Annotated in this window: 29 protein-coding genes and 1 riboswitch; of the genes, 27 read left to right on the plus strand and 2 right to left on the minus strand. The window is 35.6% G+C overall.

All coding sequences use genetic code 11. The features are described 5' to 3' along the window. The first annotated feature begins 29 nt into the window (after nucleotides 1-29). From rplB to GMA06_RS01385, 27 genes are all read left to right on the plus strand, one after another. Nucleotides 30-860, plus strand: coding sequence for a 50S ribosomal protein L2 (gene rplB / locus GMA06_RS01255; protein WP_163545359.1), 831 nt, complete (start codon nucleotides 30-32; stop codon nucleotides 858-860). 45 nt (nucleotides 861-905) lie between these two features. Continuing rightward, a complete protein-coding gene (rpsS, locus tag GMA06_RS01260; protein ID WP_163545358.1) occupies nucleotides 906-1,187 on the plus strand; it encodes a 30S ribosomal protein S19 in 282 nt (93 codons plus the stop codon). A gap of 18 nt (nucleotides 1,188-1,205) precedes the next feature. Next, nucleotides 1,206-1,559, plus strand: coding sequence for a 50S ribosomal protein L22 (gene rplV, locus GMA06_RS01265; RefSeq protein ID WP_163545357.1), 354 nt, complete (start codon nucleotides 1,206-1,208; stop codon nucleotides 1,557-1,559). Nucleotides 1,560-1,562: 3 nt separating this feature from the next. Next, entirely contained in the window at nucleotides 1,563-2,225 is a 663-nt protein-coding gene (rpsC, locus tag GMA06_RS01270; protein ID WP_163545356.1) for a 30S ribosomal protein S3, read from the plus strand. Nucleotides 2,226-2,227: 2 nt separating this feature from the next. Next, nucleotides 2,228-2,662 carry a 50S ribosomal protein L16 gene (gene rplP / locus GMA06_RS01275; protein ID WP_163545355.1) on the plus strand — a complete coding sequence of 145 codons (435 nt, stop codon included), beginning with the start codon at nucleotides 2,228-2,230 and terminating at the stop codon, nucleotides 2,660-2,662. After that, entirely contained in the window at nucleotides 2,652-2,846 is a 195-nt protein-coding gene (gene rpmC / locus GMA06_RS01280; RefSeq protein ID WP_163545354.1) for a 50S ribosomal protein L29, read from the plus strand. Before rplP ends, rpmC begins: the two co-directional genes overlap by 11 nt. Nucleotides 2,847-2,874: 28 nt before the next feature. Next, complete coding sequence (gene rpsQ, locus GMA06_RS01285; protein ID WP_163545353.1) at nucleotides 2,875-3,141, plus strand: 30S ribosomal protein S17; 267 nt, start codon at nucleotides 2,875-2,877, stop codon at nucleotides 3,139-3,141. A gap of 43 nt (nucleotides 3,142-3,184) precedes the next feature. Further along, nucleotides 3,185-3,553 (plus strand): 50S ribosomal protein L14, encoded by a 369-nt coding sequence (gene rplN, locus GMA06_RS01290; protein WP_135125299.1) that lies wholly within the window; start codon nucleotides 3,185-3,187, stop codon nucleotides 3,551-3,553. A gap of 46 nt (nucleotides 3,554-3,599) precedes the next feature. Next, on the plus strand, nucleotides 3,600-3,911 hold the full coding sequence (gene rplX / locus GMA06_RS01295) for a 50S ribosomal protein L24 (RefSeq protein WP_163545352.1): 312 nt from the start codon (nucleotides 3,600-3,602) through the stop codon (nucleotides 3,909-3,911). Between the two features lie 27 nt (nucleotides 3,912-3,938). Next, on the plus strand, nucleotides 3,939-4,478 hold the full coding sequence (gene rplE, locus GMA06_RS01300) for a 50S ribosomal protein L5 (protein WP_163545351.1): 540 nt from the start codon (nucleotides 3,939-3,941) through the stop codon (nucleotides 4,476-4,478). 18 nt (nucleotides 4,479-4,496) lie between these two features. After that, on the plus strand, nucleotides 4,497-4,682 hold the full coding sequence (locus tag GMA06_RS01305) for a type Z 30S ribosomal protein S14 (protein ID WP_163545350.1): 186 nt from the start codon (nucleotides 4,497-4,499) through the stop codon (nucleotides 4,680-4,682). A gap of 32 nt (nucleotides 4,683-4,714) precedes the next feature. Then, the gene (rpsH, locus tag GMA06_RS01310) at nucleotides 4,715-5,113 is read left to right on the plus strand and encodes a 30S ribosomal protein S8 (RefSeq protein ID WP_163545349.1); all 399 of its coding nucleotides are present in this window, start codon (nucleotides 4,715-4,717) and stop codon (nucleotides 5,111-5,113) included. 41 nt (nucleotides 5,114-5,154) lie between these two features. Further along, entirely contained in the window at nucleotides 5,155-5,691 is a 537-nt protein-coding gene (gene rplF / locus GMA06_RS01315) for a 50S ribosomal protein L6 (RefSeq protein ID WP_163561440.1), read from the plus strand. A gap of 72 nt (nucleotides 5,692-5,763) precedes the next feature. Then, nucleotides 5,764-6,120, plus strand: coding sequence for a 50S ribosomal protein L18 (rplR, locus tag GMA06_RS01320; RefSeq protein WP_163545347.1), 357 nt, complete (start codon nucleotides 5,764-5,766; stop codon nucleotides 6,118-6,120). A 20-nt stretch (nucleotides 6,121-6,140) separates the two neighbouring features. Further along, nucleotides 6,141-6,635, plus strand: a complete 495-nt coding sequence (rpsE, locus tag GMA06_RS01325) for a 30S ribosomal protein S5 (RefSeq protein WP_163545346.1) — start codon at nucleotides 6,141-6,143, stop codon at nucleotides 6,633-6,635. Between the two features lie 17 nt (nucleotides 6,636-6,652). Beyond that, the gene (gene rpmD / locus GMA06_RS01330; RefSeq protein ID WP_163545345.1) at nucleotides 6,653-6,832 is read left to right on the plus strand and encodes a 50S ribosomal protein L30; all 180 of its coding nucleotides are present in this window, start codon (nucleotides 6,653-6,655) and stop codon (nucleotides 6,830-6,832) included. Nucleotides 6,833-6,869: 37 nt separating this feature from the next. Next, the gene (gene rplO / locus GMA06_RS01335; protein WP_163545344.1) at nucleotides 6,870-7,310 is read left to right on the plus strand and encodes a 50S ribosomal protein L15; all 441 of its coding nucleotides are present in this window, start codon (nucleotides 6,870-6,872) and stop codon (nucleotides 7,308-7,310) included. Beyond that, entirely contained in the window at nucleotides 7,310-8,611 is a 1,302-nt protein-coding gene (gene secY, locus GMA06_RS01340) for a preprotein translocase subunit SecY (protein ID WP_163545343.1), read from the plus strand. The genes rplO and secY overlap by 1 nt, the downstream gene beginning before the upstream one ends. A 76-nt stretch (nucleotides 8,612-8,687) precedes the next feature. Beyond that, nucleotides 8,688-9,335: an adenylate kinase gene (locus tag GMA06_RS01345; protein WP_163545342.1), complete on the plus strand. Its 648-nt coding sequence runs from the start codon at nucleotides 8,688-8,690 to the stop codon at nucleotides 9,333-9,335. 87 nt (nucleotides 9,336-9,422) lie between these two features. Next, entirely contained in the window at nucleotides 9,423-9,641 is a 219-nt protein-coding gene (gene infA / locus GMA06_RS01350; protein ID WP_034551736.1) for a translation initiation factor IF-1, read from the plus strand. Between the two features lie 78 nt (nucleotides 9,642-9,719). Continuing rightward, nucleotides 9,720-9,833, plus strand: coding sequence for a 50S ribosomal protein L36 (gene rpmJ, locus GMA06_RS01355; protein WP_050738992.1), 114 nt, complete (start codon nucleotides 9,720-9,722; stop codon nucleotides 9,831-9,833). 23 nt (nucleotides 9,834-9,856) lie between these two features. Continuing rightward, entirely contained in the window at nucleotides 9,857-10,222 is a 366-nt protein-coding gene (gene rpsM, locus GMA06_RS01360; RefSeq protein WP_163545341.1) for a 30S ribosomal protein S13, read from the plus strand. 23 nt (nucleotides 10,223-10,245) lie between these two features. Further along, entirely contained in the window at nucleotides 10,246-10,632 is a 387-nt protein-coding gene (gene rpsK, locus GMA06_RS01365; protein WP_163545340.1) for a 30S ribosomal protein S11, read from the plus strand. A 125-nt stretch (nucleotides 10,633-10,757) separates the two neighbouring features. Beyond that, nucleotides 10,758-11,702: a DNA-directed RNA polymerase subunit alpha gene (locus GMA06_RS01370; RefSeq protein WP_163561441.1), complete on the plus strand. Its 945-nt coding sequence runs from the start codon at nucleotides 10,758-10,760 to the stop codon at nucleotides 11,700-11,702. 23 nt (nucleotides 11,703-11,725) lie between these two features. Beyond that, nucleotides 11,726-12,106, plus strand: a complete 381-nt coding sequence (gene rplQ, locus GMA06_RS01375; RefSeq protein ID WP_163545338.1) for a 50S ribosomal protein L17 — start codon at nucleotides 11,726-11,728, stop codon at nucleotides 12,104-12,106. Nucleotides 12,107-12,590: 484 nt separating this feature from the next. Then, nucleotides 12,591-13,556, plus strand: a complete 966-nt coding sequence (gene folP, locus GMA06_RS01380) for a dihydropteroate synthase (protein ID WP_163561442.1) — start codon at nucleotides 12,591-12,593, stop codon at nucleotides 13,554-13,556. Between the two features lie 115 nt (nucleotides 13,557-13,671). Then, nucleotides 13,672-13,764, plus strand: a riboswitch (THF riboswitch). A gap of 62 nt (nucleotides 13,765-13,826) precedes the next feature. Beyond that, on the plus strand, nucleotides 13,827-15,209 hold the full coding sequence (locus GMA06_RS01385; protein ID WP_163561443.1) for an SLC13 family permease: 1,383 nt from the start codon (nucleotides 13,827-13,829) through the stop codon (nucleotides 15,207-15,209). Nucleotides 15,210-15,224: 15 nt separating this feature from the next. On the opposite strand, the gene folK is transcribed toward GMA06_RS01385, so the two are convergent. Further along, a complete protein-coding gene (gene folK, locus GMA06_RS01390; protein WP_163561444.1) occupies nucleotides 15,225-16,052 on the minus strand; it encodes a 2-amino-4-hydroxy-6-hydroxymethyldihydropteridine diphosphokinase in 828 nt (275 codons plus the stop codon). A gap of 75 nt (nucleotides 16,053-16,127) precedes the next feature. After that, the gene (gene folE, locus GMA06_RS01395) at nucleotides 16,128-16,682 is read right to left on the minus strand and encodes a GTP cyclohydrolase I FolE (RefSeq protein WP_163545334.1); all 555 of its coding nucleotides are present in this window, start codon (nucleotides 16,680-16,682) and stop codon (nucleotides 16,128-16,130) included. Between the last annotated feature and the right edge of the window lie 87 nt (nucleotides 16,683-16,769).

Here is a 16,769-nt window from a genome sequence, read left to right on the forward strand (position 1 = left end):
ATATAAGAAAAATTTAGGAGGTAAATAACGTGGCGTTGAAAAAATATAATCCGACATCAAACGGACGTCGTAACATGACAGGTTATGATTTTGCTGAAATCACAAAATCAACACCTGAAAAATCATTGTTAGAGTCAATTAAAAAAACTGCCGGACGTAACAACCAAGGTAAAATTACAGTTCGTCACCACGGTGGTGGTCACAAACGTGCTTACCGTGTGATTGATTTCAAACGTGTTAAAGACAACATGCCAGCAACTGTTAAAGCTGTTGAGTATGATCCAAACCGTTCAGCAAACATTGCGTTAATTCAATACGCAGATGGTGTGAAAGCATACATCATTGCTCCAAAAGGAATTGAAGTAGGTCAAAAAGTAGAATCTGGTGTAAATGCAGATATTAAAGTAGGTAATGCATTACCATTATCTCATATCCCAGTAGGTACTGTGATCCATAATATTGAAACAAAACCTGGTAAAGGTGGACAATTAATTCGTTCAGCTGGAACTAGCGCTCAAGTATTAGGTCAAGAAGGTAAATATACATTAGTACGTTTGAACTCTGGTGAAGTACGTATGATTTTATCAACTTGCCGTGCAACAGTAGGTACAGTAGGTAACGAACAACATGAACTTGTAAACATTGGTAAAGCAGGACGTTCACGTTGGTTAGGCAAACGCCCAACAGTACGTGGTTCTGTAATGAACCCTAATGATCACCCACACGGTGGTGGTGAGGGTCGTGCTCCTATCGGACGTAAATCACCAATGACTCCATGGGGTAAACCAGCTCTTGGATTGAAAACTCGTAAGAAAAAAGCTCGTAGCAATAAATTAATTGTTCGCGGACGTAAAAAATAAGAAATAAAACTCAAGAATAAATGAAAACAGAAGGGAGGCTTCGCTGTGGGTCGTAGTCTTAAAAAAGGGCCATTCGTCGATGCCCATTTAATGAAAAAAGTTGAAGCTGCAGCAGCAAGTGATAAAAAACAAGTTGTAAAAACTTGGTCACGCCGTTCTACAATCTTCCCTAACTTTGTTGGACAAACAATTGCGGTTTACGATGGAAGAAAACATGTTCCTGTTTATGTTCAAGAAGATATGGTAGGACACAAATTAGGTGAATTTGCACCAACAAGAACGTATCGTGGTCATGCTGCCGATGACAAAAAAACTAAAAAACGTTAATCAAGGAGGTAAAATAGTATGTCAGAAATTACATCTGCTAAAGCAGTTGCAAAAACTGTTCGCATTGCGCCTCGTAAGGTTCGTTTAGTAGTAGATCTTATTAGAGGTAAAAAAATCGGTGAAGCAATTTCAATTTTGAAATTCACACCACGTTCTGCATCTCCTATTGTTGAAAAAGTATTGATGTCAGCAATTGCAAACGCAGAACACAATTATGATTTAGATATTGAAAACTTGGTAGTAAGTGAAGCTTTTGTTAACGAAGGACCAACAATGAAACGTTTCCGTCCACGTGCAAAAGGATCTGCTTCTCCAATTATGAAACGTACAAGCCACATTACAATCGTGGTAACTGAGAAGAAGGAGGGATAGTCTGTGGGTCAAAAAGTACATCCAATAGGTATGCGTGTCGGTATCATTCGTGACTGGGATGCAAAATGGTACGCAGAAAAAGATTACGCAGAGTTCTTACATGAAGATTTAAGAATTCGTAAGTATGTTTTTGGAAAATTAAAAGATGCTGCGATTTCTAGAATTGAAACAGAACGTAAAGCAAATAACGTCGTAACAGTATCTATCCACACTGCTAAACCAGGATTAGTAATCGGTAAAGGCGGTTCAGAGGTAGAAAACCTACGTAAAGAATTAAAACAATTAACAGGTAAAGAGCATGTTAATATCAACATTGTTGAAATTAAAAAACCTGACTTAGATGCAAAATTAGTTGCTGAAGGAATTGCTCGTCAATTAGAAAACCGTGTTGCATTCCGTCGTGCACAAAAACAAGCTATTCAACGTACAATGAAAGCTGGAGCACAAGGGATTAAAACAATGGTATCAGGTCGTTTAAATGGTGCGGATATTGCGCGTAGCGAAAGCTATTCAGAAGGAACTGTTCCATTGCATACTTTACGTGCAGACATTGATTATGCATGGGAAGAAGCAGACACAACTTATGGTAAATTAGGTGTTAAAGTTTGGATTTACCGTGGTGAAGTATTACCAACTAAGAAAAATGTGAAGAAAGGAGAAAATTAATCATGTTAGTACCAAAACGTGTTAAATTCCGTCGTGAATTCAGAGGAAAAATGCGTGGCGAAGCTAAAGGTGGTAAAGAAGTAAGTTTTGGTGAATTTGGTTTACAAGCGACTGAATCACACTGGATTACAAACCGCCAAATTGAAGCTGCCCGTATTGCAATGACTCGTTATATGAAACGTGGTGGGAAAGTATGGATTAAAATTTTCCCTCATAAATCATATACAGCTAAAGCTATCGGTGTTCGTATGGGTTCTGGTAAAGGGGCTCCTGAAGGCTGGGTAGCACCAGTAAAACGTGGTAAAATCATGTTTGAAGTTGCAGGCGTTTCAGAAGAAATCGCACGTGAAGCATTCCGCTTAGCTTCTCACAAATTACCAGTTAAAACGAAATTTGTAAAACGTACAGAACAGGGTGGTGAATCGAATGAAAATTAATGAATTAAATGGATTGTCCACTGCTGAATTAGTTGCAAAAGAAAAAGAATTCAAAGAAGAATTATTCAATCTTCGATTCCAACTAGCTACTGGCCAGTTAGAAAATACAGCACGCTTGAAAGAAGTACGTAAAACTATTGCGCGTATCAAAACAGTTGTGCGTCAACAAGAATTACAAAAATAATTAATCAGCAAAGGAGGACATACTAAAGATGACTGAAGAACGTAACCAACGTAAAGTTTATCAAGGTCGTGTTGTTTCAGATAAAATGGACAAAACAATCACTGTAGTGGTTGAAACTTACAAAACACACCCAACTTATGGTAAACGCGTTAAATATTCTAAAAAATTCAAAGCTCATGATGAAAATAATTCAGCAAAAATGGGCGACATCGTAAAAATTATGGAAACTCGTCCACTTTCTGCTACCAAACATTTTCGTTTATTAGAAATTGTTGAGGAATCCATTATTATTTAACCAATTAGATATGTAAGAACAAGTTCGGAAGGAGGATACCGAGATGATTCAAACAGAATCTCGTTTGAAAGTAGCTGATAACTCAGGTGCACGTGAAGTGTTAACTATCAGAGTTTTAGGTGGATCAAATCGTAAAACAGCCAATATTGGTGATGTGATTGTTGCAACTGTAAAACAAGCAACACCAGGTGGAGTTGTTAAAAAAGGAGACGTTGTTAAAGCTGTAATCGTTCGTACAAAATCAGGTGCACGTCGTAAAGACGGATCATACATCAAATTTGATGAAAATGCGTGTGTTATCATTCGTGATGATAAAAGCCCTCGTGGAACTCGTATTTTTGGACCGGTTGCTCGTGAATTACGTGATAACAACTATATGAAAATTGTTTCTCTAGCTCCAGAAGTAATCTAATTAAATCCAAAAATAAGAGTTAAGAACGAAGGAGGTGCAAAGTTACATGCACGTAAAAACTGGTGATAAAGTTAAAGTATTGACTGGTAAAGATAAAGGCAAAGAAGGCGTAGTAACTAAAGCTTTTCCGAAAAAAGATCGCGTTCTTGTTGAAGGTGTAAATATTGTTAAAAAACATCAAAAACCTACACAAGCAAATCCAAATGGCGGAATCGTGGAGAAAGAAGCGCCAATCCATGTTTCTAACGTTATGTTAATCGATCCAGCTACAAACCAACCAACTCGTGTTGGCTATAAAGTAGTGGACGGTAAAAAAGTACGCGTTTCTAAAAAAACTGGTGAAGCTATCGATAAATAATAAACCGAGGAAGGAGGAGCTATTTTAATGAATCGTTTACAAGAAAAATATGTGAAGGAAATTATCCCTTCATTAGTAGAAAAATTCAATTATGCATCTGTGATGCAAGCACCAAAAGTTGAGAAAATTGTTATCAACATGGGTGTTGGTGATGCAGTATCTAATGCTAAAAACTTAGAAAAAGCTGTTGATGAATTGACATTGATTTCAGGACAAAAACCTGTCATTACAAAAGCTAAAAAATCTATCGCTGGATTCCGCTTACGTGAAGGAATGCCAATCGGAGCAAAAGTGACTTTACGTGGCGAAAGAATGTATGATTTCTTAGACAAATTAGTAACAGTTTCATTACCTCGTGTGCGTGACTTCCGCGGTGTAAGTAAAAAATCATTTGACGGTCGTGGAAACTACACATTAGGTGTTAAAGAACAATTAATCTTCCCAGAGGTTGATTATGATAAAGTTGATAAAGTACGTGGTATGGATATCGTTATCGTAACAACAGCTAAAACGGATGAAGAATCAAGAGAATTATTAACTCAATTAGGAATGCCATTCCAAAAATAATATAAGGAGGCGAATAAAGTGGCTAAAAAATCAATGGTTGCAAAAAACAAACGTCCTAAAAAATTCGCAGTTCAAGAATATACTCGTTGCGAACGTTGCGGACGTCCACACTCTGTTTATCGCAAATTTAAACTTTGCCGTATTTGCTTCCGCGAACTTGCTTATAAAGGGCAAATTCCTGGAGTGAAGAAAGCTAGTTGGTAATCCCATATCTATCGAAAAGGAGGTTAAACTAAATGGTTATGACAGATCCGATTGCAGATTTTCTAACACGTATTCGTAATGCGAACATGGTTCGTCACGCGGTACTAGAAGCACCTGCATCAAGAATGAAAAAAGATATCGCAACAATCTTAAAAAACGAAGGTTTCATTAAAGATTTTGAAATTATTGAAGATGACAAACAAGGCGTTATCCGTGTATTCTTAAAATATGGTCAAAATAACGAGCGCGTTATTACTGGTTTAAAACGTATTTCAAAACCAGGTTTACGTGTTTATGCTAAAACAAATGAAGTACCTAAAGTATTAAATGGTTTAGGTATTGCAATTCTTTCAACTTCTGAAGGTGTTATCACTGATAAAGTTGCAAGACAAAAAAATGTAGGTGGCGAAGTCTTAGCATACGTTTGGTAAGATAATTCGTACATAATAATTAAAGAAAGAGAGGTGCAGTCATGAGTCGTATTGGTAATAAACCAGTTGTGATTCCAAGTGGCGTAACCGTTACTAAAAATGGTCAAGAAGTAACAGTAAAAGGGCCTAAAGGTGAATTAACTTGTACATTTTCACCAATCATTGAAATCAATGTAGGTGAAGCAGAAGTAACATTCACTCGTCCTAATGATGAAAAAGAAAGTCGTTCATTACACGGAACAACACGTGCTGTATTTAATAACATGGTTGTTGGTGTAACAGAAGGCTTTGCGAAAGAGTTAGAACTAATTGGGGTTGGGTACCGTGCTCAATTACAAGGGACAAAACTTGTATTAAACGTTGGTTACTCACATCCAGTTGAATTTACTCCAGAAGATGGTATTACTGTTGAAGTACCTTCAAATACAAAAGTTATCGTACGTGGTATTAGTAAAGAGAAAGTTGGCGCTTTAGCAGCTAACATCCGTGACGTACGTCCACCAGAACCATATAAAGGTAAAGGTATTCGTTACGTTAACGAATTTGTACGTCGTAAAGAAGGTAAAACAGGTAAATAATGTCTTTTTAAAAGCATTATTTACTTGTCTATCATATATAACTATATTTTATACTTATAAAGAGGTGACATCGTGATTACAAAACCAGATAAAAATAAAATGCGCCAAGCTCGTCATGCGCGTGTAAGAAACAAAATTTCTGGTACTGCTGAGTGCCCACGCTTGAACGTTTTCCGTTCTAATAAACACATCTACGCTCAATTAATTGATGACGTAGCGGGTGTGACGCTAGCAAGTGCCTCAACTTTAGATAAAGAAGTGTCAAAAGCTACAAAATCTGAAGAAGCAGTTTCAGTTGGTAAACTAATTGCTCAAAGAGCTGCTGAAAAAAATATTAAGCAAGTAGTCTTCGACCGTGGTGGTTATCTATACCATGGCCGCGTTAAAGCTTTAGCTGAAGCTGCACGCGAAAATGGACTAGAATTTTAAAAGAAGGAGGATACCCATTCATGGTTTTTATTGACCCAACAAAATTAGAATTAGAAGAACGTGTTGTTGCTATTAACCGTGTTACTAAAGTTGTAAAAGGTGGACGTCGTTTACGTTTTGCTGCGTTAGTTGTTGTTGGTGACAAAAATGGTCACGTAGGATTTGGTACAGGTAAAGCTCAAGAAGTACCTGAAGCTATCCGTAAAGCTATCGAAGACGCTAAGAAAAACTTGATTGAAGTACCAGTTGTTGGTTCTACAATCCCACACGAAGTAATTGGTCGTTTCTGTGGCGGTAATGTATTGTTAAAACCAGCTCCAGCCGGTTCAGGAGTTGCAGCGGGTGGTCCTGTTCGTGCCGTTGTTGAATTAGCAGGTGTTGCTGATATTACAAGTAAATCTTTAGGATCAAACACACCAATTAACATGGTACGTGCAACAGTAGAAGGATTAAAACAATTAAAACGTGCTGAAGAAGTTGCTAAATTACGTGGCAAATCAGTAGAAGAATTGTAAGAGGAGGACAAAAAGAGATGGCAGAATTAAAAATCACTTTAAAACGTAGCTTAATCGGACGTCCTCAAAATCAAATCGATACATGTAAAGCATTAGGTTTAACAAAACCACATAAACAAGTGGTTAAACCAGCTAACGATGCGATTAAAGGTATGGTTCGTACAGTTTCTCACTTAGTTGAAGTAGAAGAAATTTAATTTTATAGAAAAATATAAAAGGAGGTGCCTAGTTAACATGGAACTTCATACATTAAAACCAGCCGAAGGTTCACGTCACGTACGTAATCGTGTAGGTCGTGGTCAAGGTTCTGGAAACGGAAAAACATCTGGTCGTGGACAAAAAGGTCAAAAAGCACGTTCAGGCGGTGGTGTGAGATTAGGTTTTGAAGGGGGTCAAACTCCATTATTCAAACGTATTGCAAAACGTGGTTTCAATAATATCAACCGTAAAGAATATGTAATTGTGAATTTAACTGATTTAAACCGTTTTGAAGATGGTGCTGAAGTAACTCCAGCAGCATTAGTAGAAATGGGATTAGTGAAAAAAGAATTATCAGGTGTTAAAATTTTAGCTAATGGAGCATTAGAGAGAAAATTGTCTGTTAAAGCACACAAATTCTCAAAAGTAGCCAAAGAAGCAATTGAAGCTGCTGGTGGAACTGTTGAGGTGATTTAATGTTCTCATTATTGAAATCTGCATTCCAAGTAAAAGATGTCCGTAATAGAATATTTTACACTTTTATGATTCTTGTCATTTTCCGTATAGGAGCACATATTACTGTTCCTGGCGTTAATGCAGCAGCATTATCAACTTTATCGGAAAGTGGAAATAGTTTATTTAGTATTTTAAATACATTTGGTGGAGGCGCATTAAGACAATACTCAATCTTTGCATTGGGTGTTTCTCCATATATTACGGCCTCTATCATTGTGCAGTTATTACAAATGGATATCATTCCAAGATTTACTGAATGGGCAAAACAAGGTGAGGTTGGTCGTCGTAAATTAAATAAAGCGACTGTTTATTTCACAATTGTTTTAGGGTTTATTCAAGCAATCGGTGTATCTTTTGGTTTTAACGCATTAACAGGATATGGTTTAGTACGCGATACTTCTATGGGTGGTTATATGCTTATTGCTCTCATTTTAACAACAGGTACAATGCTTGTAATGTGGTTAGGTGAGCAAATCACACAAAAAGGTGTCGGTAATGGTGTGTCTATGATTATTTTTGCAGGGATTGTTGCACAGTTGCCTGCTCAATTATACACACTCTTCATGAAATACTTAGCTAGTGATGCACAGCCATTATGGATTAACATATCTATTGTGGTAGGTATTATTGTATTGATATTAGCAATGATTATGTTTGTTATCTTTATGGAACAAGCAAAACGCAAAATATCTGTACAATATTCAAAACGTGCTAATGGCGCAAGTCAAATGGCATATTTACCATTAAAAATTAACTCAGCCGGTGTGATTCCTGTTATTTTTGCAAGTTCATTCTTATTGATACCTGCAACAATTTTAAACCTTTTTGCAGCAACATATAAAGGTGAAGCATGGTTTGTCCTATTAAACAATGCGTTTAATTATCGTACTGTTCTAGGAGCAACGGTTTATATTACATTGATTGTATTATTTACGTTCTTCTACGCGTTTGTGCAAGTAAATCCTGAAAAAGTGGCTGAAAACTTGCAAAAACAAGGTGGATACATTATTAGTGTTAGACCGGGGAAAGGTACAGAAAATTATATTTCTAAATTGTTAATGAGATTAAGTACAGTTGGTGCTGTTTATTTAGCATTGATTGCGGCAATCCCAAATTTTGCGTCTGTATTTATTCCAGGTTGGCCGCCTAATTTAGCGTTACTTGGTACAAACTTACTAATCATTATCGGTGTTATTTTAGAAACAACGAAACAAATTCAAGGTAAATTGATTAAACGTAAATATCATGGTTTTATTCAATAGGGTGCTAGGCAAAAGCTTGAAGTGTTATTCTTGCTTTTGTCACACTTTATCTTGTATTAGATAGAGGAGAAACAATATGAATATTATCTTAATGGGATTACCTGGTGCTGGAAAAGGAACACAGGCTGAAAAAATTGTCGATACCTATCATTTTCCACACATTTCAACAGGAGATATGTTTAGAGCGGCGATAAAAAACGGTACACCATTAGGTCTACAAGCAAAATCTTTTATGGATAAAGGCGAATTAGTACCTGATGAAGTGACAAATGGTATTGTCAAAGAAAGATTGGCACAATCTGATACTGTTAACGGATTTTTATTAGATGGATTTCCTCGTACAGTGAACCAAGCACAAGCATTAGATGCGATATTATTAGAGCTTGGAAAACAAGTAGATGCAGTCATTAATATTGATGTAAATCCAGAAGTTTTAAAAGCACGTTTAACAGGAAGAATTATTTGTCGTGATTGTGGTGCAACATACCATACATTAAATAATCCACCAAAAGTGGAAGGAACATGTGATCGTTGTGGAAATCATGATTTCTATCAACGTGAAGACGATAAACCTGAAACGGTTGAAAATCGTATTCAAGTTAATTTAAAACAAACAAAACCTTTGTTGGATTATTATCAAGAAAAAAATGTTCTTTTCAATGTGAATGGTGAAGAAGACATCAATATAGTTTTTGATAATGTCCGTAAAATTATTGAAAAATAGCCATATTCACTTTTCAAAAAAAGCGTGATATGGTATAATTAACAGGTTAGAGCGTAATAAGCTTGAAAGCTAAGGAGGTTTTAAGGCGTGGCGAAAGACGATGTGATTGAAATTGAAGGAACAGTCGTTGAGACTTTGCCAAATGCAATGTTTAAAGTCGAACTTGAAAACGGTCATATTGTATTGGCGCATGTTTCTGGTAAAATAAGAATGCATTACATCCGTATATTACCCGGAGATAAAGTAACTGTTGAGTTATCACCGTATGATTTAACTCGTGGCAGAATTACTTATCGCTTTAAATAATTATACTCCGTCAAATAAATGAGATAATCTAATGTAAACAAATGATACTATATCGTTTTATTATGAGGAGGCAAAAAAATGAAAGTTAGAGCTTCAGTTAAACCAATCTGCGAAAAATGTAAAGTTATTAAACGCAATGGTCGTGTGATGGTAATTTGTGAAAATCCAAAACACAAACAACGTCAAGGATAATTAAAAAAGGAGGTACCTAAAGAATGGCTCGTATTGCAGGTGTAGACATACCACGTGACAAACGTGTAGTAATTTCATTAACATATATTTATGGTATTGGAAAGAAAACTTCTCAAGAAATTTTAGCAGCAGCTGATGTTTCAGAAGAAATTCGTGTACGTGATTTATCAAACGAACAATTAGACCGTATTCGTGCGGAAGTAGATAAACTAAAAGTTGAAGGCGATCTTCGTCGTGAAGTGAGCTTAAACATTAAACGATTGATTGAAATTGGTTCTTATAGAGGCATGCGTCATCGTCGTGGTTTACCAGTTCGTGGACAAAACACTAAAAATAATGCGCGTACGCGTAAAGGCCCAGCAAAAGCAATTGCAGGTAAGAAAAAATAATAAATAAGGGAGGTTAGTCTTTCATGGCAAAAAAAGTGACACGTAAACGTCGTGTGAAAAAAAATATTGAGACAGGTATTGCACATATCCGTTCAACATTCAATAATACAATTGTTATGATTACTGATGTTCATGGTAATGCAGTAGCATGGTCATCAGCAGGTGCTTTAGGATTTAAAGGTTCTAAAAAATCAACACCATTTGCTGCTCAAATGGCTGCTGAATCTGCTGCTAAAGGCTCAATGGAACACGGTATGAAAACAGTGGAAGTATCTGTTAAAGGACCAGGTTCAGGTCGTGAATCAGCTATTCGCTCATTACAAGCAGCAGGTTTAGAAATCACAGCAATTCGTGACGTAACACCTATTCCACATAATGGATGTCGTCCTCCAAAACGTCGTCGTGTATAGTGAAACGGGACAGTTAAAGTTTTACGAAAACATAAAATGATAACAAACAATGTATAGACATTGTTGAGTAGTTTAAAACAGTATGTCATCATGTACTGTTCCATCGGAGAGGGGTATAGTAGAAAATGATCGAAATTGAAAAACCTAAAATTGAGACGATTGAGATCAGCGAAGACGCCAAATTTGGTAAATTCGTTGTTGAACCACTAGAACGCGGTTACGGAACCACCCTTGGAAATTCACTACGTCGTATTTTGTTGTCTTCATTACCAGGAGCAGCTATTACAGATATACAAATTGAAGGTGTACTACATGAATTTTCAACAGTACCAGGTGTTGTTGAAGATGTAGCGACAATGATTTTAAATATCAAAAAGCTTGCATTGAAATTGAACGATGTAACAGAAAAAACATTAGAGTTGAATATTGTAGGTCCTGCTGTTGTAACAGCTGGTGACATTACACCAACAAGTGATGTTGATATCTTAAATCCAGATTTATACATTTGTACAGTCGCAGACGGCGCACATTTAAAAATGAATTTAAGTGCAAGAGCAGGTAGAGGATACGTACGTTCAGAGTACAATAAACGTGAAGATATGCCGATTGGTGTATTACCGATTGATTCCATTTACACTCCTGTTAGTCGTGTGAATTATCAAGTTGAAAACACTAGAATTGGTCAAAAAAATATTTATGATAAATTGACATTAGATGTTTGGACAGATGGTTCAATCAGTCCTGAAGCAGCGATTAGTTTATCAGCTAAAATTTTAACAGAGCATTTAGATGTGTTTGTCAACTTAAATGAACAAGCTCGTAAAGTTGAAATCATGGTAGAGAAGGAAGACACGCATAAAGAAAAAATGCTAGAAATGACGATTGAAGAGTTAGATTTATCTGTTCGTTCTTATAACTGTTTAAAACGTGCAGGTATCAACACTGTTCAAGAGTTAACTGATAAAACAGAGGCAGAAATGATTAAAGTGCGTAATCTTGGACGCAAATCTTTAGAAGAAGTGCGTAACAAACTAATTGAATTAAACTTGACATTACGTCAAGAAGATTAGTATCAAAGTAAAGGAGGATACCCATGGCTTACCGTAAATTAGGACGTAATAGTGCACAAAGAAAAGCAATGTTACGTGATTTGACAACTGACTTATTGATAAATGAACGTATTGTAACAACAGAAGCACGTGCGAAAGAAATTCGCTCAACAGCAGAAAAAATGATTACTTTAGGTAAACGTGGTACATTACACACACGTCGCCAAGCTGCAGCGTTTTTACGTAATGAAGTAGCATCTGTACGTGAAGAAGAAGGTACAATTGTTGTTGAATCAGTATTACAAAAATTATTCAATGACTTAGCAAGTCGTTACAGTGAACGTCAAGGTGGCTACACACGTATTTTGAAAACTGAAACACGTCGTGGCGATGGCGCTTCAATGGTAATTATTGAATTGGTTTAATTAAATAGAGCGTTATGATGTTAGTATTGCTATATAAATACTTAGTCTAGCTCGCTGTATTATCACGGGAGTATTCCCGTGATAATACAAACAATTCTACTAATGAGTCTTCATTAGTTTTTTTATTTATATAATGACGTAAAGTTCTGTGACGGATTTTATGGTTCTATATTTTTAGGGTTGATGGCTTACGCCATCAACCCTATTTAATAAATTTATTTTTTAAGTGCTTTTATAATAAGTAGCAATACTACCGTTGAGAATAGTGGAGGGAATTGGTAACTTTTTTCGTTCATCACAATATAAAATCCGAGATTAGAAAGTATATTTAGTACAATCATATTTATGATAAATAATAGAGATATTTTTAAAATGGTTTGCGATTTGTTTTTCATGAGTGCCTCCTTATGATGAAATGTATATAGTTGTAAAAAATATGTTACAATAATATGTAGCGTTATGTGTAATGAGGAGCGATAGGTATATGGAAAGACAATTTTACTATAGAGAGGATACATTAGATTGTAAAGAAACAGTTCTATGTGGCATTATCAATGTGACACCGGATTCTTTTTCTGATGGTGGGAAGTATTTTGGTGTTGAGTTAGCGGTACAAAGAGCAAAAGAATTGATTGCTCAAGGGGCAAAAATGTTAGATATTGGTGGGGAGTCCACTAGACCGGGAAGTACCTATGTGGACATACAAGAAGAAATAAATCGTGTTGTCCCCGTTGTTAAAGCGATAAAATCTTTTAGTGATATTCCTATTTCAGTAGACACATGGAAATCTGAAGTAGCTCAAGCGGCTATTGATGCAGGTGTAGATATTATTAATGATATTACTGGTTTATTAGGTGATAAGAATATGGCAAAGGTCATTGGTAATTCTGATGTAGGATTTATTGCGATGTTTAATCCTGTTATTGCTAGACCTCACCATGAAAGTTCAAAAATTTTTCCAAAATTTACAAAGGAAGATGTGTTTACTGAGAAAGAGCAATTCACATTTGATAGTATGCCAATTCATGATGTGATGTCATATTATTTTAAAAAAGTGTTATCTATTGCACAAAAAAATGGTATTTCAAAAAACAGAATGATGTTAGATGTGGGAATTGGTTTTGGGTTAACGAAACGTGAGAATTTTATGTTGTTAAATCATTTAAGTGATATACATCAATTAGGGTGTTGTGCTTTTTTAGGTGTTTCTAGAAAAAGATTTATTACGACATTATTAGAAGAAAATCATTTTGATGTGGATATGTCATCTGAAAAAGGTGTGGATAATAGAGATGAGGCATCTGCTGTTTTAACGGCATTAGCAGCCGTTCAAGGTGTTGAAGTGTTACGTGTTCATACGATACCGAAACACCTTATGGCAATAAAAATTGCAGATGCTGTACGCATGGTTGAACAAGTAGAAGATGAAAATTTGAAGGCTTATCAATAATCATTTGGTAAAAGGAGTACATGATGATGTACTCCTTTTAAACGTCCGTAAAATATCTTGTATTTTAAATAAACGATATTGTATAATATTTTCTGGAAAGCGAGTTAATTGATGAAACAGAGTAAATCATTAGCGTTAAGTGTTCGTGAATGGGATGTTGTCACGAAACGAAATGAGTATCATGCGACTAATGATTGCGTCCGCTGTTTACCATACAAATAGGTAAACACTGTTTAGATGCTTTTACATCTTATAGAGGAGGTTTACCGTATGGTAAAACACATAAAATGGGTGCCGTTAAGCATTATTCTCACGGTATCGGCATTGATTGCTTACGTTAACCCTTTAAATATGACACTAGAACAAAGTCTTTTATTTTCTAGTTTGATATGTTCTGCTGCTCTTTGGGCAACGGAGGCAGTACATAAAAGTTTAGCATGTCTATTTTTTTTGATTATGGTCGCTATATTCGGAAAAACAAATATGGTTGATATGATTAGTTTTGTATGGTCAGATACGAATATCTTGATTATGACGACAATGCTTTTATCAGTAGGTATAATGAATACTGGTATTGTGCATCAATATGTTGAAAAGATTTTTAAGAAAAGTGCAACGAATAAGATTGCACTGCTTAGTGTACCGTATTTATTCGGGCTACTATTTGTATTTCTTGTTCCCCAAGCATTTGCGAGAGTGATTATCATTGGAACAATTTTGAATGGATTACTTGTGGCAAAAACACCACAGGAAGAACGAGCGAAACAAGCTATTATTTTTAACGGATTTATCGGTGTTGTTATGACGTATATGTTTTTTAACAATGGTGATATTGTACTTAACCAAGCAGCACTGACGTTTGCCGGAGAGCATGTCAAGCAACGACTGACATTTGAGCATTGGTTTGCATTGATGTCAGTTCCAACACTAATAGCGTCTATTGTAACGATTGTGACTGTCTATATCGTGTTTAAAAATGACTTATCTTATTTCCATTTAGGTATGATTGCACCAACAAAGCAAAATGAAAAACAAATACCAAAAAGAAATCAATCCATTGTTTTATTGACAATGGTGGCGATTATTTTTTGTTGGATGACGTATAGATGGCACTCTATTCCTGCATTTATTCCAGCTGTAGCAGGCGTTTTGGTAATGTATGGGGGACGTGTTATTAGTATAAAAGATTTAAAAGCGATAAATCCACATTTTGTGTTATTTTTAATGACCGTATTTAGTATTGGAAAAGTACTAGGACAAAGTGGCATTACGGCTGTTATTTTTCAAACATTGAAGCAGTTTATTCCAGTTGAACAGTCTAATATATACTTGTTAATGATTGCTTTACTTGTCATGGTTTTACATTTGTGTATTGGTTCATCTGTGGCAACAATGTCGGTAGTACTACCAATTCTATTACCACTTACACAAGAAGTAGGGTATCGACCTGAAATCATAACATTGATGACGTATATTATTGTCAATATTCATTTCTTATTACCATTTCATCAAGCAACGGTCATGATTGGAACGGCAAAGCAATACTATTCTGAAAAGTATATGCTACGTTTTGGAATGGCGATGACAGTCGTGACATTTATTTTACTGGCATTTGTTTATATGATATGGTGGAAAATAGTGCATATTTTATAAAAAACAGATACAACATCATTGCGATGCTGTATCTGTTTTTAATGTATCGAATAAATAGCGCATTGGTTTTTGTAGGACGGGATGAATATAGTGCGGAGCAATATCACACATTGGTTCAAGAACAAATGTGCGTTCTTGAATATAAGGATGAGGGACAATTAAATTGGATTCATAAATGATTTGATTATCGTAGAACAAAATATCAATATCAATTGTCCGTGGTCCCCAGTGTATGTGTCGTTCACGTCCTAACTCTAACTCAATATTTTGTAAGTGTTGTAGTAATGTTTGTGGTTCATAAAAGGTTTCGATTTCGATAACTTGGTTTAAAAAGTCAGGTTGGTCTGTTAAGCCCCATGCTTTTGTGCGATACAAAGAAGAAAGTTTTGTTACTTTTATGTACGCATTATTTAATTTTTGTATAGCTGTTTCTAAAAGTACTTGTGAGTCACCAATGTTTGATCCTAAACTTAAAAAAGCACGATGTCTTTTTCTGACAATATCAACATAGACGCTCTCCACAGGTAGAGTGATAGGAGCCCATGGTTTTTTAACACGTACATGTGCTTCATCAACGATTGGATATGTCGATAAAATAAAGTGTGCAATCTTTTCTGCACATGTTTCAATTAAATCATACGACTGTTGCTGAAATAATGTTGTGATATGTTGTGCGAGTTCTCCATAATGAACAGAGGCTGTTAAATCATTCGATAAAGCCGCACGTTGTGTGGATAAACCTAGTTTTAAATCTAAATAAAATTTTTGTCCGAGTGTTTTTTCTTCTTGAAAAACACCATGATTGGCAAAAATGAGTAAGTCGGATACGACAATATAATCCATAATATGCTCCTTTAAAAATGGCTAAATGAAAAGTCAGTGAAAAAACATCATCATGATGTTTTTTCACTGAGAGTGTTATAGTCCCATTAATTTATAAACTTCTTGTTTTAATGTTGTATCTGTTTCAAAAATCCCACGACTAATAGAAGTCACAGTAGATGTTCCGGGACGTTTGACGCCACGCATATTCATACACATGTGCTCTGCTTCAATAACGACTAAAGCACCGGATGCATTTAAATATTCCATAATTGCTTCGGCGATCTCTAAGTTTAATCGTTCTTGTAATTGTGGTTTTTTGGCATAAACATCAACTGTACGTGCTAATTTAGAAAGCCCTGCAACACGACCAGTTGGCATGTAGGCAATGTGAACCTTCCCCCAGAATGGTAAGAAGTGATGTTCACACATTGAATAAAATGGAATATTTTTTTCAATGACGACACTACTATCAACCAATTCAAATGTTTTTGATAAATGATGTTCAGCTGTTTGGTTTAGACCACTAAAAATTTCTTCATACATACGTGCAACTCGTTGAGGTGTTTCGAGAAGTCCTTCTCTGGTTGGGTCTTCTCCCACGGCTTCAATAATCATTTTAACGGCTTCTTCAATTTTTTGTTTGTCCATTTTATACCTCGTTGTTTGATATTACACCTCATTTTATCAAACTAAAAAAAGCAAGTCAATGAAGGGTTGACAAATCTTTTATAGAGC

The sequence above is a fragment of the Granulicatella sp. zg-84 genome (assembly GCF_010892375.1).
Classification (GTDB): domain Bacteria; phylum Bacillota; class Bacilli; order Lactobacillales; family Aerococcaceae; genus WM01.

Bases quoted from the DNA above. Each gene is read 5' to 3' on its own strand.
- rplX (WP_163545352.1), top strand. From the start codon at position 3,600: ATGCACGTAAAAACTGGTGATAAAGTTAAAGTATTGACTGGTAAAGAT.
- folK (WP_163561444.1), bottom strand. From the start codon at position 16,052: ATGGATTATATTGTCGTATCCGACTTACTCATTTTTGCCAATCATGGT.
- GMA06_RS01345 (WP_163545342.1), top strand. From the start codon at position 8,688: ATGAATATTATCTTAATGGGATTACCTGGTGCTGGAAAAGGAACACAG.
- rpsE (WP_163545346.1), top strand. From the start codon at position 6,141: ATGGTTTTTATTGACCCAACAAAATTAGAATTAGAAGAACGTGTTGTT.
- rplQ (WP_163545338.1), top strand. From the start codon at position 11,726: ATGGCTTACCGTAAATTAGGACGTAATAGTGCACAAAGAAAAGCAATG.
- rplE (WP_163545351.1), top strand. From the start codon at position 3,939: ATGAATCGTTTACAAGAAAAATATGTGAAGGAAATTATCCCTTCATTA.
- secY (WP_163545343.1), top strand. From the start codon at position 7,310: ATGTTCTCATTATTGAAATCTGCATTCCAAGTAAAAGATGTCCGTAAT.
- folE (WP_163545334.1), bottom strand. From the start codon at position 16,682: ATGGACAAACAAAAAATTGAAGAAGCCGTTAAAATGATTATTGAAGCC.
- rpsH (WP_163545349.1), top strand. From the start codon at position 4,715: ATGGTTATGACAGATCCGATTGCAGATTTTCTAACACGTATTCGTAAT.
- rpsK (WP_163545340.1), top strand. From the start codon at position 10,246: ATGGCAAAAAAAGTGACACGTAAACGTCGTGTGAAAAAAAATATTGAG.
- rplO (WP_163545344.1), top strand. From the start codon at position 6,870: ATGGAACTTCATACATTAAAACCAGCCGAAGGTTCACGTCACGTACGT.
- rpmJ (WP_050738992.1), top strand. From the start codon at position 9,720: ATGAAAGTTAGAGCTTCAGTTAAACCAATCTGCGAAAAATGTAAAGTT.
- rplV (WP_163545357.1), top strand. From the start codon at position 1,206: ATGTCAGAAATTACATCTGCTAAAGCAGTTGCAAAAACTGTTCGCATT.
- rpsQ (WP_163545353.1), top strand. From the start codon at position 2,875: ATGACTGAAGAACGTAACCAACGTAAAGTTTATCAAGGTCGTGTTGTT.
- GMA06_RS01385 (WP_163561443.1), top strand. From the start codon at position 13,827: ATGGTAAAACACATAAAATGGGTGCCGTTAAGCATTATTCTCACGGTA.
- rpmD (WP_163545345.1), top strand. From the start codon at position 6,653: ATGGCAGAATTAAAAATCACTTTAAAACGTAGCTTAATCGGACGTCCT.
- GMA06_RS01370 (WP_163561441.1), top strand. From the start codon at position 10,758: ATGATCGAAATTGAAAAACCTAAAATTGAGACGATTGAGATCAGCGAA.
- rpmC (WP_163545354.1), top strand. From the start codon at position 2,652: ATGAAAATTAATGAATTAAATGGATTGTCCACTGCTGAATTAGTTGCA.
- folP (WP_163561442.1), top strand. From the start codon at position 12,591: ATGGAAAGACAATTTTACTATAGAGAGGATACATTAGATTGTAAAGAA.
- rplF (WP_163561440.1), top strand. From the start codon at position 5,155: ATGAGTCGTATTGGTAATAAACCAGTTGTGATTCCAAGTGGCGTAACC.
- rplP (WP_163545355.1), top strand. From the start codon at position 2,228: ATGTTAGTACCAAAACGTGTTAAATTCCGTCGTGAATTCAGAGGAAAA.
- rplN (WP_135125299.1), top strand. From the start codon at position 3,185: ATGATTCAAACAGAATCTCGTTTGAAAGTAGCTGATAACTCAGGTGCA.
- rpsM (WP_163545341.1), top strand. From the start codon at position 9,857: ATGGCTCGTATTGCAGGTGTAGACATACCACGTGACAAACGTGTAGTA.